Annotated in this window: 24 protein-coding genes, 1 tRNA gene, 1 pseudogene and 1 riboswitch; of the genes and pseudogenes, 16 read left to right on the top strand and 10 right to left on the bottom strand. The window is 70.4% G+C overall.

The window, feature by feature from the left end:
- Positions 1–115: 115 nt before the first annotated feature.
- Positions 116–1405, bottom strand: coding sequence for a PTS transporter subunit EIIC (locus tag ADK36_RS24260; protein WP_048583245.1), 1290 nt, complete (start codon positions 1403–1405; stop codon positions 116–118).
- Positions 1406–1532: 127 nt separating this feature from the next.
- Between ADK36_RS24260 and ADK36_RS24255 the strand changes: the two genes are divergently transcribed.
- The 4 genes from ADK36_RS24255 to rdgB all read left to right on the top strand — a co-directional run bounded on the left by ADK36_RS24255 (position 1533) and on the right by rdgB (position 4270).
- The gene (locus ADK36_RS24255) at positions 1533–1766 is read left to right on the top strand and encodes a glucose PTS transporter subunit EIIB (RefSeq protein ID WP_048583244.1); all 234 of its coding nucleotides are present in this window, start codon (positions 1533–1535) and stop codon (positions 1764–1766) included.
- Between the two features lie 490 nt (positions 1767–2256).
- Positions 2257–2994 carry a ribonuclease PH gene (gene rph, locus ADK36_RS24250; protein WP_048583243.1) on the top strand — a complete coding sequence of 246 codons (738 nt, stop codon included), beginning with the start codon at positions 2257–2259 and terminating at the stop codon, positions 2992–2994.
- Between the two features lie 149 nt (positions 2995–3143).
- Positions 3144–3548, top strand: a complete 405-nt coding sequence (locus ADK36_RS24245) for a hypothetical protein (protein ID WP_048583242.1) — start codon at positions 3144–3146, stop codon at positions 3546–3548.
- Between the two features lie 116 nt (positions 3549–3664).
- Entirely contained in the window at positions 3665–4270 is a 606-nt protein-coding gene (gene rdgB / locus ADK36_RS24240) for an RdgB/HAM1 family non-canonical purine NTP pyrophosphatase (RefSeq protein WP_048583241.1), read from the top strand.
- A gap of 29 nt (positions 4271–4299) precedes the next feature.
- On the opposite strand, the gene ADK36_RS24235 is transcribed toward rdgB, so the two are convergent.
- Together ADK36_RS24235 and bcp are read right to left on the bottom strand one after the other, a co-directional pair.
- Positions 4300–4386 (bottom strand) — tRNA-Leu (locus ADK36_RS24235).
- A 39-nt stretch (positions 4387–4425) separates the two neighbouring features.
- Positions 4426–4893 carry a thioredoxin-dependent thiol peroxidase gene (bcp, locus tag ADK36_RS24230; RefSeq protein WP_048583240.1) on the bottom strand — a complete coding sequence of 156 codons (468 nt, stop codon included), beginning with the start codon at positions 4891–4893 and terminating at the stop codon, positions 4426–4428.
- A gap of 95 nt (positions 4894–4988) precedes the next feature.
- Here bcp and ADK36_RS24225 point away from each other — a divergent pair, with 95 nt between their 5' ends.
- The 3 genes from ADK36_RS24225 to ADK36_RS24215 all read left to right on the top strand — a co-directional run bounded on the left by ADK36_RS24225 (position 4989) and on the right by ADK36_RS24215 (position 6214).
- Entirely contained in the window at positions 4989–5318 is a 330-nt protein-coding gene (locus tag ADK36_RS24225; protein WP_030051088.1) for a DUF3618 domain-containing protein, read from the top strand.
- 55 nt (positions 5319–5373) lie between these two features.
- Positions 5374–5730: a GroES family chaperonin gene (locus ADK36_RS24220; protein WP_048583239.1), complete on the top strand. Its 357-nt coding sequence runs from the start codon at positions 5374–5376 to the stop codon at positions 5728–5730.
- A 70-nt stretch (positions 5731–5800) separates the two neighbouring features.
- A riboswitch (guanidine-III (ykkC-III) riboswitch) is annotated at positions 5801–5860 on the top strand.
- A 33-nt stretch (positions 5861–5893) separates the two neighbouring features.
- The gene (locus ADK36_RS24215; RefSeq protein ID WP_048583238.1) at positions 5894–6214 is read left to right on the top strand and encodes a DMT family transporter; all 321 of its coding nucleotides are present in this window, start codon (positions 5894–5896) and stop codon (positions 6212–6214) included.
- A 21-nt stretch (positions 6215–6235) separates the two neighbouring features.
- Here the strand turns inward: ADK36_RS24215 and ADK36_RS24210 are convergent, their stop codons facing one another.
- Positions 6236–8638, bottom strand: a complete 2403-nt coding sequence (locus tag ADK36_RS24210) for a transglycosylase domain-containing protein (protein WP_048583237.1) — start codon at positions 8636–8638, stop codon at positions 6236–6238.
- A gap of 238 nt (positions 8639–8876) precedes the next feature.
- Here ADK36_RS24210 and ADK36_RS24205 point away from each other — a divergent pair, with 238 nt between their 5' ends.
- The 4 genes from ADK36_RS24205 to ADK36_RS24190 all read left to right on the top strand — a co-directional run bounded on the left by ADK36_RS24205 (position 8877) and on the right by ADK36_RS24190 (position 12440).
- Positions 8877–9677, top strand: a complete 801-nt coding sequence (locus ADK36_RS24205) for an ABC transporter permease (protein ID WP_048583236.1) — start codon at positions 8877–8879, stop codon at positions 9675–9677.
- An 82-nt stretch (positions 9678–9759) separates the two neighbouring features.
- Positions 9760–10524 carry an ABC transporter permease gene (locus ADK36_RS24200; protein WP_107083784.1) on the top strand — a complete coding sequence of 255 codons (765 nt, stop codon included), beginning with the start codon at positions 9760–9762 and terminating at the stop codon, positions 10522–10524.
- Between the two features lie 35 nt (positions 10525–10559).
- The gene (locus tag ADK36_RS24195) at positions 10560–11585 is read left to right on the top strand and encodes an ABC transporter ATP-binding protein (RefSeq protein WP_078942600.1); all 1026 of its coding nucleotides are present in this window, start codon (positions 10560–10562) and stop codon (positions 11583–11585) included.
- A gap of 33 nt (positions 11586–11618) precedes the next feature.
- Positions 11619–12440, top strand: coding sequence for a DUF1707 SHOCT-like domain-containing protein (locus ADK36_RS24190; protein ID WP_048583234.1), 822 nt, complete (start codon positions 11619–11621; stop codon positions 12438–12440).
- A 51-nt stretch (positions 12441–12491) separates the two neighbouring features.
- Here ADK36_RS24190 and ADK36_RS24185 read toward each other — a convergent pair whose 3' ends face one another.
- Entirely contained in the window at positions 12492–13829 is a 1338-nt protein-coding gene (locus ADK36_RS24185; RefSeq protein ID WP_048583233.1) for an SGNH/GDSL hydrolase family protein, read from the bottom strand.
- A gap of 277 nt (positions 13830–14106) precedes the next feature.
- Between ADK36_RS24185 and ADK36_RS24180 the strand changes: the two genes are divergently transcribed.
- Together ADK36_RS24180 and ADK36_RS24175 are read left to right on the top strand one after the other, a co-directional pair.
- Positions 14107–15429, top strand: coding sequence for a DUF445 domain-containing protein (locus ADK36_RS24180; protein ID WP_078916378.1), 1323 nt, complete (start codon positions 14107–14109; stop codon positions 15427–15429).
- 20 nt (positions 15430–15449) lie between these two features.
- Positions 15450–15770 (top strand): annotated as a pseudogene (locus tag ADK36_RS24175) (MFS transporter); the annotation flags it as partial.
- A gap of 57 nt (positions 15771–15827) precedes the next feature.
- Here ADK36_RS24175 and ADK36_RS24170 read toward each other — a convergent pair.
- Positions 15828–17345, bottom strand: coding sequence for an alginate lyase family protein (locus ADK36_RS24170; RefSeq protein WP_234329860.1), 1518 nt, complete (start codon positions 17343–17345; stop codon positions 15828–15830).
- Between the two features lie 110 nt (positions 17346–17455).
- On the opposite strand from ADK36_RS24170, the gene ADK36_RS24165 reads away from it, so the two are divergent.
- Positions 17456–17845, top strand: a complete 390-nt coding sequence (locus ADK36_RS24165) for a VOC family protein (RefSeq protein WP_048583230.1) — start codon at positions 17456–17458, stop codon at positions 17843–17845.
- A gap of 70 nt (positions 17846–17915) precedes the next feature.
- On the opposite strand, the gene ADK36_RS24160 is transcribed toward ADK36_RS24165, so the two are convergent.
- The 3 genes from ADK36_RS24160 to ADK36_RS24150 form a co-directional block, all read right to left on the bottom strand.
- Complete coding sequence (locus ADK36_RS24160; protein ID WP_048583229.1) at positions 17916–18218, bottom strand: hypothetical protein; 303 nt, start codon at positions 18216–18218, stop codon at positions 17916–17918.
- Positions 18219–18273: 55 nt separating this feature from the next.
- On the bottom strand, positions 18274–18771 hold the full coding sequence (locus ADK36_RS24155) for a hypothetical protein (RefSeq protein WP_053199025.1): 498 nt from the start codon (positions 18769–18771) through the stop codon (positions 18274–18276).
- 128 nt (positions 18772–18899) lie between these two features.
- On the bottom strand, positions 18900–19745 hold the full coding sequence (locus ADK36_RS24150; protein WP_048583227.1) for an LLM class flavin-dependent oxidoreductase: 846 nt from the start codon (positions 19743–19745) through the stop codon (positions 18900–18902).
- A gap of 265 nt (positions 19746–20010) precedes the next feature.
- Between ADK36_RS24150 and ADK36_RS24145 the strand changes: the two genes are divergently transcribed.
- Complete coding sequence (locus tag ADK36_RS24145) at positions 20011–20535, top strand: hypothetical protein (RefSeq protein ID WP_048583226.1); 525 nt, start codon at positions 20011–20013, stop codon at positions 20533–20535.
- Here ADK36_RS24145 and ADK36_RS24140 read toward each other — a convergent pair.
- Positions 20510–20923: an SsgA family sporulation/cell division regulator gene (locus ADK36_RS24140; protein WP_048583225.1), complete on the bottom strand. Its 414-nt coding sequence runs from the start codon at positions 20921–20923 to the stop codon at positions 20510–20512. The genes ADK36_RS24145 and ADK36_RS24140 overlap by 26 nt on opposite strands.
- A 233-nt stretch (positions 20924–21156) precedes the next feature.
- Here ADK36_RS24140 and ADK36_RS24135 point away from each other — a divergent pair.
- On the top strand, positions 21157–22337 hold a 1181-nt coding region (locus ADK36_RS24135), incomplete at its 3' end, for a sigma-70 family RNA polymerase sigma factor (RefSeq protein ID WP_159391190.1).

Below are 22337 nucleotides of genomic sequence, written 5' to 3'. Positions count from 1 at the left end.
TGGTCTACACCACTGAGTGGTGTAGACCTGTTGTAGCACGGTGGGGGCGATATAAGGAACCCGTGAAATCCGCAACCGGAGTGCTACGCGCAGTGCCTGATCCTTGGACCTCTGTTCAGCCCTTCGTGACGTCCTCGACCTCGTCCTCCGGCTCCCTACCCGGGGTCTTGAGGTCAAACTTCGTGATCGCGAAACGGAAGATCGCGTAGTACACGACGGCGAAGCAGAGGCCGATGGGAATGATCGCCCAGGGCCTCGTGGCCAGCTGCCAGTTGATGATGTAGTCGATCAGTCCGGCCGAGAAGCTGAACCCGTCGTGGACCCCCAGCCCCCAGGTCACCGCCATGGACACACCCGTCAGCACGGCGTGCACCGCGTACAGAAGCGGGGCGATGAACAGGAACGAGTACTCGATCGGTTCCGTGATCCCCGTGACGAACGACGTCAGCGCCACCGATGTCATCAGGCCGGCGATCTCCTTGCGGCGGTGCGGCTTGGCGCAGTGCGTGATGGCGAGGGCCGCGGCCGGCAGCGCGAACATCATGATCGGGAAGAAGCCCGAGGTGAACAGACCGGCGTTCGGGTCGCCTTCGAGGAACATGTTGATGTCGCCGTGCACCACCTCGCCGTCGGGCTTGGTGTAGCTGCCGAACTGGAACCAGATGGGCACGTTCAGGAACTGGTGGAGTCCGATGACCAGCAGCGCCCGGTTGGCGATGCCGAACACGCCCGCACCCCAGGCGCCCAGGTCTCGCATCCAGTCGCTGAAGCTCTCCAGCGCGTCACCGATCGGCGGCCAGACCCACAGGCACAGCACCGCGAACACGATCGCCACGAACGCCATGATGATCGGGACGAGCCGCCGTCCGTTGAAGAAGCCGAGCCAGTCCACCAGCTTCGTCCGGTGGTAGCGCTGCCAGAAGAAGGCCGCCAGCAGACCGATGACGATGCCGCCGAAGACACCCGGGTTCTGGTACGTGAAGACGGTCACCGCCCCGTCCTGCACCTGGCAGCCGACGTTCGGGACCGCCGTCGAGCCCTCCGGGCAGTCCTCCGGGAACTCGCGCAGCACGCTGTAGTAGACGAGGAACCCCGTCACCGCCGCCAGCGCCGTCGAGCCGTCCGCCTTCTTCGCCATGCCGATGGCCACGCCGACGCAGAACAACAAGGGCAGCCCGAGCGCCCCGTCGAGCAGTGCGCCGCCCGCGCCGTCCATCACCTTCGAGACGTTGTCCCAGCCCAGCCCGTCGTCCCCGAACACGTCCGGCTGGCCGAGGCGGTTCAGGATGCCCGCGGCCGGCAGTACGGCGATGGGGAGCTGAAGGCTACGTCCCATCTTCTGCAGGCCCTGGAACGTGGCCTGCCACCGCCGGCGGGCGGGGGAGGTCTCGGTCTCGGCGCTCATGGGTTGGCGACCGCCTGTCAGGTGGTGTAGACCAGTTACCGACGATTGGGTTGCTGTGACGTCATCCTTCGGTACTCACCACGCACCCGCTCGTACAGTTGGGCCAACAGTGCGTGAGGAGACCGAAATGGCCACCAAGGCTGAGAAGATCGTCGCCGGGCTCGGCGGCATCGACAACATCGAGGAGATCGAGGGCTGCATCACCCGGCTCCGCACCGAGGTCAGCGACCCCGCGCTGGTCAACGAGACCGCGCTGAAGGCCGCCGGCGCCCACGGTGTCGTGAAGATGGGCACCGCCATCCAGGTCGTCATCGGCACCGACGCCGACCCGATCGCGGCGGAGATCGAAGACATGATGTGAAGCCGGGGTATCGTCCCGGGCTTCCGGCCCTGAGACACCCCCGGCAACACCCCGAGGGCTCCCCGGCCTCACGCCGACGGACCTCCCGGGTCTCATCTTGAGGGGCCTCCGGCCACACCCCGGTGGCCCCCGGGTCTCATCTTGAGGGGCCTCCGGCCTCAATCCGACGGCCCTCCCGGGTCTCATCCTGAGAGACCCCCGGTCTCAATCCGACGGACCCCCGGGGCCTCCCCCTGAGGGGCCACCGGCCTCAATCCGACGGACGGCCCTCCCGGGTCTCATCCTGAGAGACCCCCGGTCTCGACCAGACGGCCCCCCGGGGCCTCCCCTGAGAGGCCCCCGGCCTCAACCCCGACAGCCCCCCCGGGGCGCACCCGACGCCCCCCCCGGGTCGCACCCCGAGGGGCCCCGGGTCTCGCCCCTGAGGGCCCCTCCCCACCGCCGGAGGGGCCCTTCCCCGTGGGCCGCTAGGCTCGACGCCATGTCCTCAATGCCTCGAATCGACGGCCGCACCCCCGAACAGCTCCGCCCGGTCACCATCGAACGCGCCTGGAGCAAGCACGCAGAGGGCTCCGTCCTCGTCTCCTTCGGCGACACGAAGGTCCTGTGCACCGCCTCCTTCACCGAAGGCGTCCCGCGCTGGCGCAAGGGCAGTGGCGAGGGCTGGGTCACCGCGGAGTACGCCATGCTGCCGCGCGCCACCAACACCCGGGGCGACCGCGAGTCGGTCCGGGGCAAGATCGGCGGCCGTACGCACGAGATCAGCCGCCTCATCGGCCGTTCCCTGCGCGCGGTCATCGACTACAAGGCGCTCGGCGAGAACACGATCGTCCTCGACTGCGACGTCCTCCAGGCCGACGGCGGCACGCGTACCGCGGCCATCACCGGCGCCTACGTCGCCCTCGCCGACGCCATCTCCTGGGCCCAGGGCAAGAAGCTGATCAAGGCCGGCCGCAAGCCGCTCACCGGGACCGTCAGCGCCGTGTCGGTCGGCATCGTCGGCGGCGTCCCGCTCCTCGACCTGCGCTACGAGGAGGACGTGAAGGCCGACACCGACATGAACGTCGTCTGCACCGGCGACGGCCGCTTCGTCGAGGTCCAGGGCACCGCCGAGGCCGAGCCCTTCGCCCGCGAGGAGCTCAACTCCCTGCTGGACCTGGCGGTTTCGGGCTGCGGGGAGCTGGCGGAACTCCAGCTCAAGGCACTTGATACGGTCCTCGAAAAGTAAAGGACGCACCAAGAAGAGCCGCAGCTCCGGGCAACCGCGCAGCCTCACGTGGCGTCATTAGGGGTACGGGCGTACGGCACACCGCTGTACGCCCGGCCAGTGACCAACGGGGGCCCTGCGGGCCTGGGAGCAGGGAGGGAACGTCAACCATGGCCACGAGCCGACGCCGCCGGAGCCGTATCGCCATAGCCGCCGCAGCCATCGCGGCAGTAGGGCTGACGGCCGGGCTGACCACCGGCTGTGACGCCGTCAGCAAGGCGATGGACTGCGTCCAGACCGCCGACGCCATCGCCGACAGCGTCACGGAACTCCAGCAGGCCGTGGAGGGCGCCGCGAACGACCCGACGCAGCTCGAGGAGTCGCTGACCTCCATCGACAAGAACCTCGACAAGATCGGCGACAAGACGGACAACGCCGACGTCAACAAGGCGGTGGACGACCTCCAGCAGGCCGTCACCAACGTCCGTGACGCGGTGAAGAACGGTGACGAGACCCCCGACGTCAGCCCGGTCACGAAGGCGGCCGGTGAGCTGACCAAGGTCTGCACCCCGTAGCTGCGCCGGCCGTGCCCACGCGGGGGAGCCGTATATCGATGCAACCCCGCGCCCCCCGGGGGGCGTCTCCGGCGCCCCCATCGGGCACGTCTGACGGTCCCGGGATACTGGTCCCCATGACCCGCCTCATCCTCGCCACCCGTAACGCCGGAAAGATCACCGAGCTCCGCGCGATCCTCGCCGACGCAGGTCTCGATCACGACCTCGTCGGCGCGGACGCCTACCCGGAGATCCCCGACGTCAAGGAAACCGGCGTCACCTTCGCCGAGAACGCGCTGCTGAAGGCGCACGCCCTGGCCCAGGCGACGGGACTGCCCGCCGTCGCCGACGACTCGGGGCTGTGCGTCGACGTGCTCAACGGCGCCCCCGGCATCTTCTCGGCCCGCTGGGCCGGCCGGCACGGTGACGACCGGGCCAATCTGGAGCTGCTGCTGGCCCAGCTGGGCGACATCGACGACGTGCATCGGGGGGCGCACTTCGCGTGCGCGGCGGCGCTGGCGTTGCCGGACGGGACCGAGCGGGTGGTGGAGGGGCAGTTGCGGGGCGTCCTGCGGCACACCCCCGTCGGCACCAACGGCTTCGGTTACGACCCGATCCTCCAGCCGGAGGGGGAGACCCGGACCTGCGCCGAGCTCAGCTCCGAAGAGAAGAACGCCATCAGTCACCGGGGCAAGGCGTTCCGCGCGCTCGTGCCCGTGGTGCGCGAACTACTCGCGCAGTAAGCAGAAAGCAGTAAACAGTAAGCAGAAAGTGGTGCGGCCGGAGGGACTCGAACCCTCACGGGTGTTACCCCACTGGGACCTAAACCCAGCGTGACTGCCAATTCCACCACGGCCGCGTGACCTTGCCCGGCCATGCTACTGGCCGGGCCGGGTGGTCAGATGCCCAGATCCTTGATGATCTTCGCCACGTGTCCGGTCGCCCGCACGTTGTACAGGGCCCGCTCGACCTTGCCCTCCTCGTCCACGACGATCGTGGACCGGATGACGCCCATGTACGTCTTGCCGTAGTTCTTCTTCTCGCCGTAGGCGCCGTAGGCCTCGGTGACGGACTTCTCCGGGTCGGCGAGCAGGGTCACCTTCAGGGACTCCTGGTCGCGGAACTTGGCGAGCTTCTCCGGCTTGTCGGGGGAGACGCCGATCACGTCGTAGCCGGCGCCGGCCAGCAGCTCCAGGTTGTCCGTGAAGTCGCAGGCCTGCTTGGTGCAGCCCGGCGTCAGGGCCGCCGGGTAGAAGTACACGATGACCTTGCGGCCCTTGTGGTCCGACAGGGACACGTCGTTGCCGTCGGCGTCGGGCAGGGTGAAGGCGGGGGCCACGTCCCCCGGCTGGAGTCGCTCGCTCATCGAACCAGCGTAACCGGGGAGCCTGACAGTGCGGTCCGGCGTGGAGCTGACAGACTGTCCGGAAACAGCATCAGCTTCACTTCGGAGGCCGAACCGTGGCGGACACGTCGGACACCAGAACCCCGGCGCAGATCGAGGCGGACATCAAGGCCCGTCGCGCAGTGCTGGCCGAGACTCTCGACGAGATCGGGGTGCGCGTGCACCCGAAGACGATCGTCGGCGACGCCAAGGCCAAGGTCGTCTCGAACATCGACCACACGCTCGGACGGGCCTACGTCGGGGTCAACCGGGCCGTGAGCGATGTGCGGGCCAAGTTCACCGACGAGGAGGGCGCACCCCGCCTGGAGCGGATCGTGCCCGTCGCCCTCGTCGCCGTCGGTCTCGTGGGCCTGCTGGCCCTCGGCACCCGGCGCCGCAGGGGCTGAGCGACGGCGGACCCGGCGGCGTACACGGGCGGCAAAGGCAGGTAGGTTCAAAGGCGTGAGCGCCAACAGAAACGAGCACAGCAGCCAGCACGACAAGCTGCCCATCCGGATGCTGCACGACCGTGTACTCGTGCGGCAGGACACGAGCGAGGGTGAGCGGCGTTCCGGTGGCGGCATCCTGATCCCCGCCACGGCGGCCGTCGGCCGTCGGCTGGCCTGGGCCGAGGTCGTCGCGGTGGGGCAGAACGTACGGACCGTGGAGACCGGCGACCGGGTCCTGTACGACCCGGAGGACCGCGCCGAGGTCGAGGTGCGCGGGGTCGCGTATGTGCTCATGCGTGAGCGCGATCTGCATGCCGTGGCCGCGGACCGGTTCGAGGGGTCCGAGGACTCGACCGGCCTCTACCTCTGAGCTCTACCTCGGAATCGACGGTTGGGAGGGGCTGGTGACTCTGGTCGCCAGCCCCTTCTGCGTTTCGTTTGCTAGTTTTGAAGGACCCGACGAGACGCGCCGTACCGGGTGAAGGCAAAGACGACGCACCGCCAGGTTTCCGTCTTCGCGAAAGGTGCTCGTCATGGCCTGGGTTCTGCTCGTCGTCGCCGGTCTGCTGGAGGTCGGCTGGTCGGTCGGCATGAAGTACACCGACGGTTTCACCCGCCTCGTCCCCAGCCTCTTCACCGGCGCCGGCATCGTCGCCAGCATGCTCCTGCTGTCGTACGCCGCGAGGTCCCTGCCCATCGGCACCGCCTACGGCGTGTGGGTGGGCATCGGTGCGGCCGGTGCGGCGGTGGTCGGCATGGTGGTGCTGGGGGAGCCGGTCACCGCCGCGCGGATCTTCTTCGTCAGTCTGCTGCTGGTCGCCGTCGTGGGGCTGAAGGCGACCAGCGGGCACTGAACCGGGCCGGCCGCCCGGCGCTCACTGTCTGCGGACCGTGCCCGTCGGCCCGCCCAACGTTCCCGTCGTCCCTCCGCCGCCGGTGTCCGTGCCGCCGGTGGAGGAGTCGCCGCCCGTACTGCCGCCGGTGTCGGCCCCGCCGGTGGAGGTGTCGCCCGTGGTGCCGCCGTCGGTGGTGCCTCCGGTGTCGGTGCCGCCGGTCGTCGTGTCGCCGGTCGTGCCGCCGTCGGTGGTGCCTCCGGTGTCGGTGCCGCCGGTCGTGTCGCCCGTCGTGCCGCCGTCCGTCTGGCCCGGCGTCTCACCGCCGCCGGTCTGGCCCTCGCTGTCCTGACCGCCCGTGGTCGTGTCCCCGGTCGTGCCGCCGTTGTCCTGGCCGCCGGTGCCCGGGTCGCCCTGGGTCGGGTCGGTCGTCGGGTACTGGGGCTGGTCGGCGCCCTCCTGGAGCTCCAGGTCGAAGTCCCTGACCGGCTTACCCTTCAGCGCCGTCTTCGTGTACTGGGCCCAGATGTCGGTGGGCGCGCCACCGCCGTTGATGCGGTCGAGGCCCATCACGCCGTACAGCGACTTGTGCTTGGCCGTGACCGGGTCCTGCCCCATGACGGAGACGACGGTGGCGAGGTCGGGCGTGTAGCCGGCGAACCAGGCGGCGGTGTCCTCCTCCGCCGTACCGGTCTTGCCCGCCGCCGGGCGGCCGGCGGCCAGCGCCGCGGTGGCGGTGCCGTCGTCGACGACGCTCTGCAGCACGGAGGTCGTGGTGTCGGCGGCCTCGCGGCCGATGACCTGGGCGGTCTTGCGCTTCGGCAGCTCGATGACGTCGGCGCCGTCCTTGGTGACCCTCTCGATCATGGTGTACGTGCCGTGCTTGCCGTGATTGGCGAGCGTCGCGTACGCCTCCGCCATGTCGAGGACGCTCGCGGTGGCCACGCCCAGCGCGATGGACGGGGAGGGGTACAGCTCCGGGGTGCTTTCGGGCAGGCCCAGCTCGACCGCGGTGTCCTTCACCTTCTCCGGGCCCACGTCGACGGCCATCTGCGCGTACACCGCGTTGACGGAGCTGTTGGTGGCCGAGCGGACGGTGATGTCGCCGTAGGAGTGCTGGTCCTCGTTCTCGGGGTCGTAGGTCCCCCCGGTCCAGCCCTGCACGGGGCGCTTGTTGGTGCCGTCGTAGATCGTGTTCGGGGTGATCTGGCGGCCGTCCTGCGTGGTCGAGCCGTTCTCCACGGCCGAGGTGAACACGAACGGCTTGAAGGTGGAGCCGACCTGGAAGTCCCGGCGGGTGGCGTTCGGGGTGTACTGCTTCACGTAGTCGATGCCGTTGTACATCGCGACGACCTTGCCGGTCTTCGGGTCGACGGAGGCGCCGCCCGCGCGGACGTAGTTGTCGACCTTGTTGTTCTTCTTGTCCAGCTTGGACATCAGCTGGTCGTTGACCGCGTCGACGAAGGCGTTCTGCTTGTCCTTCTGGAGGGTCGTGGTGATGCGGTAGCCGCCGAGCGCGAGCGAGTCCTTGTCGACGATCTTGTTCTGGATGAGGTAGTCCTGCACGATCCGGACGATGTAGCCGCGCTGCCCGGACAGCCCCGTGGACGTCGCGGACTCCTTCGGCATCGGGAACTTCAGCCCGGTCCGCTCGGACTGGCTGAGCCAGCCCTTGGTGACCATGCCGTCCAGCACGTAGTTCCAACGGGCCACCGCCGCGCCCTTGTTCTCCGGGTGCGCGACGACGTCGTACTCGCTGGGCGCGTTGACCAGCGCGGCCAGATAGGCGGCGCGGGCCGGGTCGAGGTCCTTGGCGTCGATGCCGTAGTAGGCCTGGGCGGCGGCCTGGATGCCGTAGGCGTTACGGCCGAAGAAGCTGGTGTTGAGGTAGCCCTCCAGGATCTCGTCCTTGCTCTTCTCGCGGTCCAGCTTGATCGAGATGAAGAACTCCTTCACCTTGCGGGTGACGGTCTGCTCCTGACGCAGGTAGTAGTTCTTCACGTACTGCTGGGTGATCGTGGAACCGGACTGCTTGCCCTTGCCGGTGACCGTGTTCCAGCCGGCGCGCAGCATCGCCTTGGGGTCGATGGCGGACTCGGTGTAGAAGTCGCGGTCCTCGGCGGCCAGGATCGCGTGCTGGGCGTCCTTGGACATCTGCGCGAGGGTCACGTTCTCCCGGTTGACCTCGCCGTCGCGGGCGATCACGGAGCCGTCCGCGTAGAGATAGACGTTGGCCTGCTTGGTGGCGAGGGCGTTGGCCGGCGGGATCTTGACCATGGAGTAGCCGAGGAAGAACAGGCCGGCGAGCAGCAGGACGCCGATGACGAAGGTGCCCAGCACCATCCGCCAGGTCGGGATGATCCGCCGCCAGCCCGTCCTCTTCGGCCGCTTGGGCTTCTCGTTCGGCTGCTGCGCCTGCGGCTGCGGCTGCGGCTCGTCGCTCATCTCGTGCACGGACTCCTGTTTCGCGTCGTACGTTCCCGTACGCCTCGTACGCCTACTGCGCCCCCATTGCTGAAGACTCTCGCACCGGGCGTTCCGTTCCCGGAAACCGGAGCGTGTCTGCGGAAAGTGAGCAGACTCTCGTGCCGTTCGGTCCTGGAAACCGGCTGGCAGGCCGTGCCTCGTGCGCACTAGGCTCCTGCGCTCCGGTGTCGTGCTGCGGGCGAGGAGGGCTGTGGATGTGGGCTCGGGGCGGTTGTACTTAGCCGTCGCGGTGGGCGGATTCAGAAGATACGCGACCTATCGGGCGGCGACGGCGGCCGGGATCTTCACCAACACCGTCTTCGGCGTGATCCTCGTCTACACGTATCTGGCGCTGTGGGACGAGAAGCCGCATCTCGGCGGCTACGACCAGGCGCAGGCCGTCACCTATGTGTGGCTCGGGCAGTGCCTCTACGCGACGCTGGCCATCCAGGGCGGCGGTGCGGAGAAGGACCTGATGGAGCGTATCCGCACCGGTGATATCGCCGTCGACCTGTACCGGCCGGCCGACCTCCAACTGTGGTGGCTGGCGGGCGACGTGGGGCGGGCGCTGTTCCAGATGCTGGGCCGGGGCGTGATCCCGTTCGTGTTCGGCGCGGTCTTCTTCCCGATGGCGCTGCCGACGGACGTCACCCCTTGGGCGGCCTTCGTGGTCACGCTCCTGCTCGCGACCGTCGTCAGCTTCGCGATCCGCTATCTGGCGGCCCTGAGCGTGTTCTGGCTCATGGACGCCATGGGCGTCAACCAGGCCCTGATGATCACGGGGATCTTCTTCTCCGGCATGGTGCTGCCCCTGAACGCCTTCCCGGGGGCCCTCGGCGAGATCGTGCGCGTGCTGCCGTGGGCGGCGCAGCTCCAGATGCCGGCGGACGTGCTGATGGGGGAGACCGACCCGCTGCGGGCGTACGCCTTCCAGGCGGCGTGGGCGGTGGTGCTGCTGGCGGCCGGGCGGCTGGTGCAGTCGGCGGCGACGCGACGGGTGGTGGTGCAGGGTGGCTGATCCATCCGAGAGCAGGGTGGCCGAGCCCTTCGGGGGGTCCAGGGCGGGTGAGGCGCTGCGGGCCTACCGGCTGATCGCCGGGATGTGGATCCGCTCGTCCATGACCTATCGCGCCTCCTTCGTCGTCACGGTCTTCGGCAACCTGCTGGTGACCGGCCTGGACTTCGTGGCGATCCTGCTGATGTTCTCGCAGGTCGACTCGCTGGGCGGCTGGTCGCTGCCCGAGGTCGCCTTCCTTTACGGGCTGTCGGCGACGGCGTTCGGGCTCGCCGACCTGACGTTCGGCTCGATGGACGTCCTGGGCCGCCGGATGCGCGACGGCTCCTTCGACATACTGCTGGTGCGGCCCGCCCCAGTGCTCGCCCAGGTCGCCGCGGACCACTTCGCGCTGCGCCGCCTGGGCCGGATCACCCAGGGTGTGCTGGTGCTGGGCTGGGGCCTGCTGACCGTCGACGTCGACTGGACCACGGCGAAGGTGCTGCTGCTGCCGGTGATGCTGGTCAGCGGCGGGGTGATCTTCTGCGCACTGTTCGTGGCCGGCGCGGCCTTCCAGTTCCTGGCGCAGGACGCCGCCGAGGTGCAGAACGCGTTCACGTACGGCGGCACCACGCTGTTGCAGTACCCGCCGACCGTGTTCGGGAAGGACTTCGTGCGCGGGGTGACGTTCATGCTGCCGCTCGCCTTCGTCAACTGGGTGCCGGCCGCCTATGTGCTGGAGCGGCCGTATCCCCTCGACCTGCCCCGGTGGACGTCCTTCGCGTCGCCGCTGGTGGCGGTGGCGTGCTGCGCGCTGGCCGGTCTGGCGTGGCGGGCCGGGCTGCGGTCGTATCGGAGTACGGGAAGTTAGGGCAGACGATGGAGGACGAGGAGGCCATGGAGGCCATGGAGGCCATGGAGGGCGCGGAGGACACGGAAGCGTTCATCGAACTCGACGGGGTGGAGAAGGTCTTCGACGTACGCAAGAAGACCGGTTTCCTGAAGCGGGAGCGACGGCGGGTACGGGCCGTCGACTCGATCTCCTTCAGCGTGGCGCGCGGCGAGATGGTGGGCTACATCGGGCCGAACGGCGCGGGCAAGTCGACCACGATCAAGATGCTGACCGGCATCCTGACCCCCAGCGGGGGCCGGCTGCGCGTCGCCGGCATCGACCCGTCCCGCGAGCGCACCCGGCTCGCGCACCGGATCGGGGTGGTCTTCGGCCAGCGCACCACCCTGTGGTGGGACCTGCCGCTGCTCGACTCGTACAAGCTGATGCGCCGCATGTACCGCATCCCGGACACCCGGTACCGCCACAACCTCGACCGCCTGGTCGAACTCCTCGACCTGTCCGCCCTGTTGGACGTGCCGGTGCGTCAGCTCTCGCTCGGGCAGCGGATGCGCGGGGACATCGCGGCGGCGCTGCTGCACGACCCCGAGGTGCTGTACCTGGACGAGCCGACGATCGGGCTCGACGTCATCTCGAAGGCGAAAGTCCGGGACTTCCTGCGGGAGTTGAACACCGAGCGCGGCACGACGGTCCTGCTGACCACGCACGACCTCCAGGACATCGAGCAGCTGTGCTCACGGGTGATGGTCATCGACCACGGGCGGCTGATGTACGACGGTCCGCTCGCCGGCCTGCACGAGGTGGGGGAGAGCGAGCGCACCCTGGTCGTGGACCTGGAGCGCGAGCTCCCGCCGATCGAGGCGGCGCCCGCGCGCGTGGTGAGGGTGGAGGGGCCGCGGCAGTGGCTGGCGTTCCCGGCGGCCGAGTCGGCCGCGGTGCTGGTGGCGCGGATCGCGGCGGAGTATCCGCTGGTGGACCTGTCGGTGCGGGAGCCGGACATCGAGGCCGTGATCGCGAAGATGTACGCGGAGCAGGCCGAGAAGGCGGATCGGGCGGAGCAGGCCGGGAAGGCGATCTCGTAGCCCCGGGGCGGGGTAGCTCGTAGGCTGCTGTGTATGACCGACGATGCCCCGGAGCTTCGCGCCTCCGACGCCGATCGTGAACGAGTCGCCGAGGTCCTCCAGGACGCCCTCGCTGAGGGCCGTCTCGACATGGAGGAGTTCGAGGAACGCCTGGACGCCACGTACAAGGCTCGTACGTACGGGGAACTGGCACCGCTGACCCGTGACCTTCCCGTCGGCGCCGTGGCCGTCCCGAAGGTCGACATGGTCAAGAAGTCCGGTGGCTCGGACGTGAGTTGGGCGGAGCGGATCGTCGGCGGCGAGGGATCGTCGACGTGGGGCGTCGCCGTGATGTCGGAGTTCCAGCGCAAGGGGCGGTGGACGGCGCCGAAGCGGTTCGACTGCGTCGCCTTCTGGGGCGGCGGGACGATCGATCTGCGGGAGGCCGACTTCGCGGACCGGGAGATCGTGATCAACTGCGTCGCGATCATGGGCGGGGTGCAGATCGTGGTCCCGCCCGGCGTCGAGGTCGTGGTGCGCGGGATCGGGATCATGGGCAGTTTCGACCACCGTGAGGAAGGGGTCGCGGGGGATCCCGGCGCGCCCCGGGTGATCGTGACCGGGTTCGCCTTCTGGGGCGGCGTCGGCGTCGAGCGCAAGCGCACGCGGGAACAGCGCCTGGAGCTTCGCGAGGAGCGCCGGCGGGAGAAGCTGGCGCGCCGGGAACAGCGGCGGGAACTGCGGGAGTCGATCCGGGACGGGCAGTACGAGACGCACCGCGAGATGCTGGAGGAGCATCGGAACGCGTGGCGGCATACGCACGACCCGCACGACCCGCACGGCAGGCGCGCGGCCCGGGAGCGGGACGAGGACTGAGCCGCCCCCGGCCCGCCGCTGCGCTCGCCCGGCCGAGGGCTTGCCTTGCAGCTACAGCTTCGCCGGGGCCGCCCCCTTCAGGTCCTGGAGGTTGAAGCTTTCGCCCATCCGTTCGTAGCCCCTGTCACTCGGGTGGAGGTGGTCGCCCGAGTCGTAGTCGGGTCGGAACTTGCGGGGGTTGTACGGGTCCCGCAGGGCCTCGTCGAAGTCGACGACCGCGTCGAAGACCTTGCCGGCGCGGATCTGGGCGTTGATCTGCTGGCGCACGTTCTCGCGGGCGTCGGTGTAGCCGCGGTGGCCCTGGAAGGGCATCAGGGTCGCGCCGATGACCTTGAGGCCGCGGGCGTGGGCCTGGCGGACCAGGGCGCGCAGGCCGTTGAGGATGCGGTCCGGGTCGGCGAGTTTCGGATTGCGCAGGATGTCGTTGACGCCGAGGTCGATGACGACGACCTTGACGTTCGTACGGGAGAGGACGTCGCGGTGGAAGCGGCCGACGCCGGCCTGGTTGTCCGCGGGGCGGCCGCGGCCGCTGGCGAGGATCTGGTTGCCGCTGATGCCCTGGTTCACGACGCTGTAGCGCGGCACGTCCTGGCCGGCCGCGACCGCCGCGCGCAGCCGGCGCGAGAGGACGTCCGTCCAGCGGCGGTTGGCGTTCTCGGTGGACGTGATGCCGTCGGTCAGGGAGTCGCCGAAGACCACGACCGTACCGTCGGACTCGTTGCTGAGGACGTCCAGCGCGGTCAGGTAGCGCCAGGACCCGACCTTCCCCGTGTACGCCACGCCGGTCGCGTCCTCGGTGAGGTCGCCCTCGGCGACGTAGCTGGTCTGGCGCGCGTGCGGGTGGAAGGTCACCGGGCCGGACGGGGTGGGGGAGAACGTGGTGACCAGGATGTCGGTGTCCGCGGGGATCGCGAGGCGCACGGCGTCGCTCAGCACCTGCTGCCCGGGCGGGATGACGATCGTGGCGTTGCCGCCGAAGGTCAGCCGCCGCATGGTGTCCGCGATCGCCGCCGCGGTCCCGGTGCCGGCGGCGACGGCGATCGACGCGTGCGTGAGGGTGAGCGCGGACTGGCCGTAGAGGTTGGACAGCGTGATCCGGACGCTGGTGCCGCCGACGCTCGTGTGCACGACGTTGCGCACCGAACGGCCCGCCAGGCCCTCGACCTCGGTGCCGGGCTCGGCGCCGACCGGCGAGGCGGACCAGGCGCCGACCCAGATGCCGGTGGAGGCGGGCGCGGCGGGGTTGCGTGGGGCGCCTTCCCTGGCGGGGGCGCTCCTTTCCGTGGCACTGCCGGTGTCGGAGGCGACTCCGACGTATATGGCGGTCGAAACCGCCACGATCAGGGCGATAACCCCCGAAAGCAGGGCATAACCGTAATGCTTGGTCATGCGGTGCGTGTCTCCTCGGGCGGATGGGAGCCCGAGGCTCCGATGTGATCACCTCATGATGCGTCATAAGGCAGAGAGGAGTTGCACAGACCCCCCATTGGGCCGCCGGAGTTCATCCGGACTTCGCCATTGACCTCCCCCCACCGAACAGACGCCGGGAACTCTTGATTCGTTCCAGGAGTCGGTCAGGAAGGGACAATGTGTGCGGGGGATCACGGACGGGTGGAGTGGAATGGAACGTGCGAATCCGGATGAAACGGGAACGGCTGGCGTAGAGATGCATGCCCGGTCGGACGCCGCCGATAACCGGCGCGTCCCCGCATCGGCCGTACGTGCGATGAGCACGTTCACCGCCGCCGACGAGGAGAAGCAGCGCGGCGTACGGCGGATGAAGATCACCGCGACCGGCCTGCTGCTCCTCGTGGCGCTGGTGTACGTCCTCGCCAAGGTGGCCTCGCACCAGGGCGCCGGCGCATGGGCGAACTATGTCGCCGCGGCCGCCGAGGCCGGCATGGTCGGCGCGCTCGCCGACTGGTTCGCGGTCACGGCCCTGTTCCGCCACCCCCTCGGCCTGCCCATCCCGCACACCGCGATCATCCCCAACAAGAAGGACCAGCTGGGCGTCTCCCTGGGCGAGTTCGTCGGCGAGAACTTCCTCTCCGAGGACGTCGTACGGCAACGCCTGCGCGCTGTCGGCATCGGCAGCCGCCTGGGCGCCTGGCTGGCCGACCCCGAGCACGCCGACCGGGTGACGGCCGAGCTGTCGGCGGCCCTGCGAGGCGCCCTGACGGTCATGCGCGACTCGGACGTCCAGGCCGTCGTGGGAGAGGCGATCACCCGGCGCGCCGACGCCCAGGAGATCGCGCCCGGCATAGGGAAGCTGCTGGAGAAGATCGTCGCGGACGGCGGCCACAAGCGGGCCGTCGACCTGATCGTCGCGCGGGCCCAGCACTGGTTGATCCTGCACGACGAGGAGATCATGCACGCGGTCCAGGGCGGCGCCCCCGGCTGGACCCCGAAGTTCGTCGACAAGAGGGTCGGCGAGCGCGTCTACAAGGAGCTGCTCCGCTTCGTCACCGAGATGCGCGACATGCCCTCCCACCCGGCCCGCGGCGCCCTCGACCGCTTCCTCACCGACTTCGCCTCCGACCTCCAGTCCGACACGGACACCCGTGCGCGTGTCGAGCGGCTCAAGGGCGAGGTGCTGGGGCGCGGCGAGGTCCAGGACCTGATCGCGTCCGCGTGGACCGCCGTACGCTCGATGATCGTCTCGGCGGCCGAGGACGAGCGCAGCGAACTGCGCCTGCGCGTGCGGGCCTCGCTGCTGTCGCTGGGTGCGCGGATGGCCGTCGAGCCGCGGCTCCAGGCCAAGGTCGACAGTTGGGTGGAGGGCGCGGCGGTGTACGTCGTCACCACCTACCGCAAGGAGATCACGTCCCTGATCACGGACACCGTGGCCGGCTGGGACGCCGAGCACACCACGAAGAAGATCGAGGCGCACATCGGACGCGACCTGCAGTTCATCCGGATCAACGGCACGGTCGTGGGCTCGCTCGCCGGACTGGTGATCTACACGGTGTCGCGGGCGCTGGGGGCGTAGAACCGGCCTCCCCAGGGCACCCGATGGAGACCCGCGCGATGTCCATCGCCTTCTTCTGCGCCCTCGGCACCGCGGCCGGCGGTATCAGCGGCCTCCTGCTCTTCGCCGACCTCACCGAGACGGGCAAGGTCGGCGACACGGTTCTCGCCTTCCGGATCGGCGCGACCCCGATGTGCCTGGCGGGCCTGGCCGCGGCGTTCCTCGCGGTGCGCGCGGAACGCCGGTCGCTGGAGGACATCGCACGGCCGCTCACGGCGGTGGCGAAGCCGTCGCGGGTGGGGGCGGCGGGGGCGGCGGGGCCTGCGGGGGCGACCCGGGCGACCGGGGCCACAGGAGGGTGAAGGACCGGCCCCGGCGCCCCTCGTGGTGGGAGCCGGGACCGGAGATCGTGACGTGCCCTACTCGGCGGACTCGCGCTGGACCCGGCCCCGGCGCCGCAGCAGGAGCAGGCCGCCGGCGAGGGCGGTGACACCGGTGGCGGCGGTCCAGCCGAGGACGTCGTCCGAGCCGGTGGCGGCGAGGTCACCACTCGCGGCGGCGGACGCGGACGCCGAGGGTGATGCCGCGGCCCCGCCCTGCGGCCGGGCTTCCGACCCCGCACCGGCCGTGCCCGCGGCGGAGCCCGACGCCGAAGCCGCCGGGCTCGGCGAACCGCCCGTGCCCGCCCCCGCCCCGGTGGCCTTGTCCCGGGTGAACGCCAGTGTCCCGAAGCCCAGTTGGTCGTAACCGCCGCTGTCGGGGCCGTAGTTCCCACCGCCGCCCTCCGGGGCGGACCTCGCGGCGACCCGCGTGAGGTACGACGCCGACAGGCCGCGGCGCTTGGTGTAGTGGTTGGCGATCATCGCCCAGATCGGGCGGGTCATCCCCGGGTTCACGGGCGCGGCCTCGGTGACGCTCTCCGACCCCGACCAGCCGTTGAGCGCCCCCTTCTTGCGGGTGTTCGCGGTGAACGGCACATCCCCGCCCAGGGCCCACTTGGCGACGTACTGGGCGCCCTTGAGGAAGCGGTTGTCGTCGTAGCCGTACAGGTCGATGCCCTGGTTCCAGGCCATCTCGCAGAAGGTGCCCATCAGACCGACGCCGAGCAGCGCGTGCCCCTGGTCGCGGCCCGCCTCCAGCCACTCGGCGAGTCCGTCGTCGTGCACGACGGGGATGGCGTGCCTGATGGAGCCGAGGCCCTCTCCGTGCTTGAAGTACTCGACGGCACGGTCGACCTTGGACCGGTCGTCGCAGTGGATGCCGGTGGCCAGGACGCAGCACATGGCGGTGAGGTCCCAGTTGGTCCAGTAGTTGGTGACGACCGCGTTGTTGTGGTCGGCGAGGAAGCTCTCGCTCAGCGGGCAGAAGACGTCCAGCAGCATCTTCCGGAACCGCTCCGCCTCGAAGTCGGCGCGGTCGCGGACGAGTTCGGCAGCGTTGGCGAACTGGTAGCCGTACAGCCCGGCCGCCAGGAACCGGTCGGCGCTGCCCTGCAGGCTGGTCAGCGTCCCCGACCAGGCGTTGAGGATGGCGACGGCCGTGTCCGCGTGCGCGCTCTCGCCGGTGATGTGCCAGCGCAGGGCGTTCTGGTAGGCGGCGTGGATGTCCTTGTAGAGCGCCGCGTAGTTCTGCGGGCTGCCGCCGCCCCGGTAGACGGTGGCGGTGGGGCGGGGCCGCCAGCTGCTCTGCGCGTGGGGGTTGGCGGCGAGCTTGGCGAACCCGGCCGTGTAGGGCTCCGCGCCCGCCTTCACCTTGGCGGCCATGCGGTCCAGGTCGGCACGGGTGTGCAGCAGGCCGGGGTGCGCGAACGAGGCGCCGGCCGCGGCTGCCGGGGTCGCGAGAGCGGTCGTACCGACGCCGATTCCGACGGCTCCGACGGTCGCGCCCGTGGCCTTGAGCATGCTCCGGCGGCTGATCTGTCGTGTCACGTGGCTCATTCCTCGCGTGCCTGGGGCTGGGGACGGTGAGGAGACGGAGCCAGACTGCGGGGATAACAAAAAACTCCGGACACCCGGCACGGAGCACCGCCGATCAGGGAGCACCACCGATGACCATCCGCAGGATCGTCCCCAATGTCCACGTCGGATCCGAGGAAGCGATGACGAAGAGCCGGGACTTCTACGGCCTGCTCGGCTTCGAGGAGGCGATGACCCTGTTTTCTGGGGGACACCCCCAGACCCCCGGGGGCTGGGTGATGACCATGGCTTCCCCCGCCAACCCCACCGCCCAGATCAGCTTCTTCACCGAGGAACGCACCGGTCCCGTCGTCCCCGACCTCAGCGTGGAGGTCGAGGACGTCGACGCCGTGTACGCCCAGGTGGTGGCGTCGGGCGCGGAGGTCGTACGGGAGATCAGGGACGAGGAGTGGGGCGTACGGCGGTTCTTCGTCCGGGATCCGGGCGGGCGGGTGGTGAATGTGCTGAGCCACCGGGCGTAGCGCGATCCCGTGCCTACGGCACTCATGTCAGCTACGGCGCCTGTGGCATCTGCGGCATCTGCGGAGAGTGTCAGCCCCGCCGGTCCGCCACCACCCAGGACGCCAGGGCCATCGCCCCCGCCACCCCGAACACGGCGGGCCAGGCGCCTACCTTCTTGGCCAGCGGATGCGAACCGGCGAAGGCGGCGACATACGCGGCGGTCAGCGCCCCCGCGGCCTTTCCACCCGCCTGCTGCCGCCACTGCTGGGCGGCCGTGGCCCCCGCGACGGCCAGTACGGCCCCGCCGAGCTGCCGCTTCCTGGTCCAGCGGGCCACGCCGTACCCACTGACGAGCCCGCCGGCGGCGACCACCGCGCTGGGAACCTTCGCCATCGTCTGCCTCCGAACACCGCGGCCGGCCGCCTCAGCCGGGCCTGGACAACCGAGGCTAACCGGCCTGCTGCCTGCGGAACTCGGCCCGGGCCCGCAACTCCGTCATGTACGCCGAGCCGATCCCGCCCCCGGCTGCGGCGAGGGCGAGCCCGAAGACGGCCGGGTTGACGTACCCCGGCACGTCACCGTTGTCGTAACTCCCGCCGTCGCTCGTCTCACAGACGAACCCGAGCGGGAGGTACGTGACCTCGTAGTCGACGATCTCGATGCCCCGCTGGTGCCGTTCCGACCAGCCCGCGGTACGGCAGGACCGGGGCGGTGACGAGTCGGTGCCGCCGTCCTCCGCCGTCATGACGGCGCCGCATACGGTGAGCAGGCCCCACGCGTACAGGGCGCACGCGCCCGCACCGGCCAGGGCGGCGAGGCCGCGCAGTACGGCGGGAGCGCTCGCGCGCCGCAGACCGTGGTCGGCCAGCGTGCGGCCGCCGTATCCGCACAGACCCACGGCGACGATCACCGCGACCACGACGAACAGCAGGATCAGCAGGAACACGCGGCCTCCAGGCAGGGGCGGGCGACGACGGGTGCGCCGAGTCCAACAGGGCCCGGCGCACCCGGCTGTGGCGGAGCCCACAGTTCCGGCAACAGGGCCGTCACAGGAGCGGCCTCACAGGAACGGCCTCACAGCAGGTCGGCCAAGCGGTCCACCTGGTCCGGGTCGAGGCCGTAGCAGTAGAGCACGACCTCGTCGGCGCCCAGGTCGGCGAAGGCGGTGAGCGCGGCGCGGATCTCGGCGGGGGTGGTGAGCAGGCCGGCGACCATGCGGTCGGCCATGCCGGTGAAGGCGTAGTAGGCGTGCATGCGGGCGCGGGCGTCGTCGAGCACGGCCGGTGGGCCGAGCGCGACGTTCACCTGGGCCACGAGGCGGGGTTCGCCGTCGCGGCCGTGCTCCTTCCAGAACCCGCGGACGGTGTCGAACAGGCCGCCCGCCCAGGAGGGTGCCGCCGCGGCCAGGAAGCCGTGACCCCAGCGTGCGACGCGTTCGAGCGCGACGGGCTTGAAGCCGCCGAAGAGGATCTGCGGGCCGCCGGTGCGGGCGGGCACCGGGCCGATGGGGCCGACGCCTTCGGCGAGGGACTCGCCGTGCCACAGGCGGCACATCGTGGCCATCTGCTCGTCCAGGCGCCGGCCCCGTGTGCGCAGGTCGGTGCCGGTGGCGAGGTGGTCGTCCTCCCGGCCGCCGATGCCCAGGCCGAGGACGAGACGGCTCCCGGTCATCCGGTCCAGGGTGGCCGCCTGCTTGGCCAGCAGGGCGGTGTCCCGCAGCGGGGCGAGCAGCACCTCGGTCTGGACGCGGACGCGTGAGGTGGCGCCGGCCAGGACGGCCAGGGCGACCAGCGGTTCGGGGTTGTCGTACACGAGCCGGTCGAGCAGAGCGAGCGTGCTGAAGGGCCCGGCGTCGGCGCGCCGGGCCCAGGTGAGGAGGGCGGCCGGGTCGCCGATGGGCAGGCCGATACCCACGTCCATAGCGGTTACAGCGGCGTTCGTGCCGACGTTCGTACCGACGTTCATGAAGGGGCCTCCGAATGAGGGGTCGACAAGGACTGCCGCCCCTCCTGCACCTCTGTGAGGTGGGACGCTCCCGCTCTGCGGCTTCTTTCCGGGGGAACGTCTCTTCGAAGTGAACTCACTGTAGGGCGGGCCGGTTTCGCGGGACAAACCATTTCCGCCGGACCGGGGCGGCGGCGAAAACCCCCTGACGAGTACGGCTTTGATGGGCCAGGATCGCCGGATGCGCCCCCTGCGAGCCGACGACGACCCCGCCGACGGGCCTGCGACGGAGTACGTGGCCGAGCGTGCCGACGAACCCCCCGAGCACGCCCGCTTCGCCGCCTACACCCTCCAGCTGGAGCATTCCGCGCCCGCCGAGGAACCGGTCCTGGTCCGCCGTGTCCTCACCGACCCGGACCGGACGATGGCCGAGTCCGCCGTGACCCGTCACCTGGACCGCAGGGCCGCCGCGATCCACGCGACCTCCGCCTACACCGAATGGGCCGAGTCCATGACCGCGGCGACGGCCGGTCACGGCTTCCTGACCGACCGCCTCCGTGAGTGGACCCTCTTCAGGGCCGTGTGCCTGACCCACCCGTGGGACCCCGAGGCCCTGACCCGGTCGTCCAACTGGCTCCAGCTCAAGCTCGCCGAAGCCCCCGCCACGCCGACCCCCGCCCTCACCCTCCTCGCCGACCAGGGCCGCACCAAGCGGATCCGCCACCTGGCGCGCACGAGCCTCAGACTCCGTCGAGAAGGGACATGAGAACGTTGTCGAGTTCGGGCCCCAGGTCCTCCCTCCCCGGCTCGACGACGGCGTACGACCGCTGGAGAAACCGCCGAAGAGAAGCCGTCCCCAACCGGATCGCGGCCATGCCGTGCGGCGCGTGGAACTCCACGACCGTGCGGGACCGGCCGTACCGCCGGATGCGTACGTCCCCGATCCCGGCCGCCCCGTCGAGCCCCTCCTCCAGCAGCGAGCGGGCGAACGTCCAGGTGACCCCGCCCTCGTCGGCCGAGACATGCGCCGGGAAGTCGATGTGCACGGCGAAGGGTTCGGCGGCGCGGTAGCGCAGTGTGGGGCGTATCGGAAGCTCCGGGGAGCCGGGGGTGACGAGGCGGGCGCGAACGGGCTGCTCAAGGATGAGGCGCATGGGCGGTCTTCTCCGTCTTCTCCGTGATCGGTGTCTACTGCCGGACTTCTACTGCCGGACTTCCCGGACTCTGTGCGCCTTCTCGACCGAGCGGCAGCCCAGTTGATTACGCGTAACGCCCGCACGGCCTTGTGATCTAAATCACGCGAACCATTTACTTGAGATTTTAGTCATCTACGCTGACAAACTCGTCCGCGCCCACCAGCCCAGCAGGCAACTGGAGCGTTCCAGCCATGTCCGACGGTTCCGCCAAGGTGCCCGCCCAGGCGACACCTCCCGTTTCCACCACCGCCTCGTACGCCCGTATCTACGAGGAACAGCAGCCGCGCCTGGTCGCGTTCGCGCGTTCGCTCACCCGCAACAACTCCTGGGCTGCCGAGGACCTGGTCGCCGAGGCGCACTTCCGCGTGTGGCGCCGGCTGTCGGCGGGGCATGAGATCGAGAACGTACCGGCGTATCTGATGACGACGGTGCGGCACCTCGCGGCGACGGCCGTAGGCGATACCCGCGAGACCCCGCACGACCCGCAGGCCGCCGAGCGAGCGGACATCGCCGCCCGCACCGAGGGCATGGCGGACCCGGCCGAACAGGTCTCCTCGGTCGACCTGTTGGTGCGGGTACTGGGCCAACTGCCCGAGCGCTGGGTGCAGGCCCTGTGGCTCGCGGAGGCCGAGGGCCAGCCGCTGGAGGCGGTCGGGCAGCGCATCGGCGCCAAGCAGGGCGCGACGGCCGTACTCCTCCACCGCGCCCGCGAAGGCATGCGTCAGGCATTCCTGCGCTCCCAGACCGGCGCTCCCGACGACCCCGCGTGCGAGGTCCACTGGGTGCGTATGCCGGCGTACGTTCGCGGCAACGCGACGCCCCGTCAGGCGGAACGCCTGCTCGCCCACGTGGACGCCTGCGACGACTGCCGTGGCCGGCTCGCGGTACTCATGCGCGCCAACGACCGGCTGCCCGCATTCGTCGGTCCGGCCTTGCTGGTCTTCGCCGTCGGCGGCGCGGGCAAGTTCCTGCTGCCGCTGGCCGCCGGGTCCGCCGGTGCCACCGCCGCCCTGAGCGGCCAGCTCGGCACCGCGCTCCATGCGGCCCGCCAGGCGGTGACCGGCGGCGGGGCAGGCGGGGCGAAGGTGCCCGCCGCGGTCGCGGCCGGCGCGACGGTCACGGGCATGGCCCTCGCGATGGTCATCGCCCTGGGCACGGGCGGCTCCACACCGACGCCCACTGCGCCACGGGTGCCACTGGCGGAGGCGCCGGTGGCACGGCCGTCGCAGGGGCCCGGGGTGGGGGAGCGGCTGCCGGGGGAGTCGGACCGGGACGGCTCGGCCGGGGCGCCCGAGGTGGCGCAGGCCGAGCAGCGCCCGACGGACGGCGGGGTTGAGGTGCTGGCCGCCGGGGTCGGCGGTTCGGATACGGC

The organism is Streptomyces viridochromogenes (assembly GCF_001270495.1).
In the GTDB taxonomy this organism is placed as follows: domain Bacteria; phylum Actinomycetota; class Actinomycetes; order Streptomycetales; family Streptomycetaceae; genus Streptomyces; species Streptomyces viridochromogenes_A.
The sequence above is the reverse complement of the archived record's forward strand: the minus strand, read 5'-3'. Positions and strand labels throughout refer to the sequence as shown.

What these genes read in the sequence shown, in the direction of transcription:
- ADK36_RS24260 (WP_048583245.1), bottom strand. Translation starts at nt 1,405, where the DNA reads ATGAGCGCCGAGACCGAGACCTCCCCCGCCCGCCGGCGGTGGCAGGCC.
- ADK36_RS24255 (WP_048583244.1), top strand. Translation starts at nt 1,533, where the DNA reads ATGGCCACCAAGGCTGAGAAGATCGTCGCCGGGCTCGGCGGCATCGAC.
- rph (WP_048583243.1), top strand. Translation starts at nt 2,257, where the DNA reads ATGCCTCGAATCGACGGCCGCACCCCCGAACAGCTCCGCCCGGTCACC.
- ADK36_RS24245 (WP_048583242.1), top strand. Translation starts at nt 3,144, where the DNA reads ATGGCCACGAGCCGACGCCGCCGGAGCCGTATCGCCATAGCCGCCGCA.
- rdgB (WP_048583241.1), top strand. Translation starts at nt 3,665, where the DNA reads ATGACCCGCCTCATCCTCGCCACCCGTAACGCCGGAAAGATCACCGAG.
- bcp (WP_048583240.1), bottom strand. Translation starts at nt 4,893, where the DNA reads ATGAGCGAGCGACTCCAGCCGGGGGACGTGGCCCCCGCCTTCACCCTG.
- ADK36_RS24215 (WP_048583238.1), top strand. Translation starts at nt 5,894, where the DNA reads ATGGCCTGGGTTCTGCTCGTCGTCGCCGGTCTGCTGGAGGTCGGCTGG.
- ADK36_RS24210 (WP_048583237.1), bottom strand. Translation starts at nt 8,638, where the DNA reads ATGAGCGACGAGCCGCAGCCGCAGCCGCAGGCGCAGCAGCCGAACGAG.
- ADK36_RS24200 (WP_107083784.1), top strand. Translation starts at nt 9,760, where the DNA reads ATGTGGATCCGCTCGTCCATGACCTATCGCGCCTCCTTCGTCGTCACG.
- ADK36_RS24195 (WP_078942600.1), top strand. Translation starts at nt 10,560, where the DNA reads ATGGAGGCCATGGAGGGCGCGGAGGACACGGAAGCGTTCATCGAACTC.
- ADK36_RS24190 (WP_048583234.1), top strand. Translation starts at nt 11,619, where the DNA reads ATGACCGACGATGCCCCGGAGCTTCGCGCCTCCGACGCCGATCGTGAA.
- ADK36_RS24185 (WP_048583233.1), bottom strand. Translation starts at nt 13,829, where the DNA reads ATGACCAAGCATTACGGTTATGCCCTGCTTTCGGGGGTTATCGCCCTG.
- ADK36_RS24180 (WP_078916378.1), top strand. Translation starts at nt 14,107, where the DNA reads ATGCATGCCCGGTCGGACGCCGCCGATAACCGGCGCGTCCCCGCATCG.
- ADK36_RS24170 (WP_234329860.1), bottom strand. Translation starts at nt 17,345, where the DNA reads ATGAGCCACGTGACACGACAGATCAGCCGCCGGAGCATGCTCAAGGCC.
- ADK36_RS24165 (WP_048583230.1), top strand. Translation starts at nt 17,456, where the DNA reads ATGACCATCCGCAGGATCGTCCCCAATGTCCACGTCGGATCCGAGGAA.
- ADK36_RS24160 (WP_048583229.1), bottom strand. Translation starts at nt 18,218, where the DNA reads ATGGCGAAGGTTCCCAGCGCGGTGGTCGCCGCCGGCGGGCTCGTCAGT.
- ADK36_RS24150 (WP_048583227.1), bottom strand. Translation starts at nt 19,745, where the DNA reads ATGGACGTGGGTATCGGCCTGCCCATCGGCGACCCGGCCGCCCTCCTC.
- ADK36_RS24145 (WP_048583226.1), top strand. Translation starts at nt 20,011, where the DNA reads ATGCGCCCCCTGCGAGCCGACGACGACCCCGCCGACGGGCCTGCGACG.
- ADK36_RS24140 (WP_048583225.1), bottom strand. Translation starts at nt 20,923, where the DNA reads ATGCGCCTCATCCTTGAGCAGCCCGTTCGCGCCCGCCTCGTCACCCCC.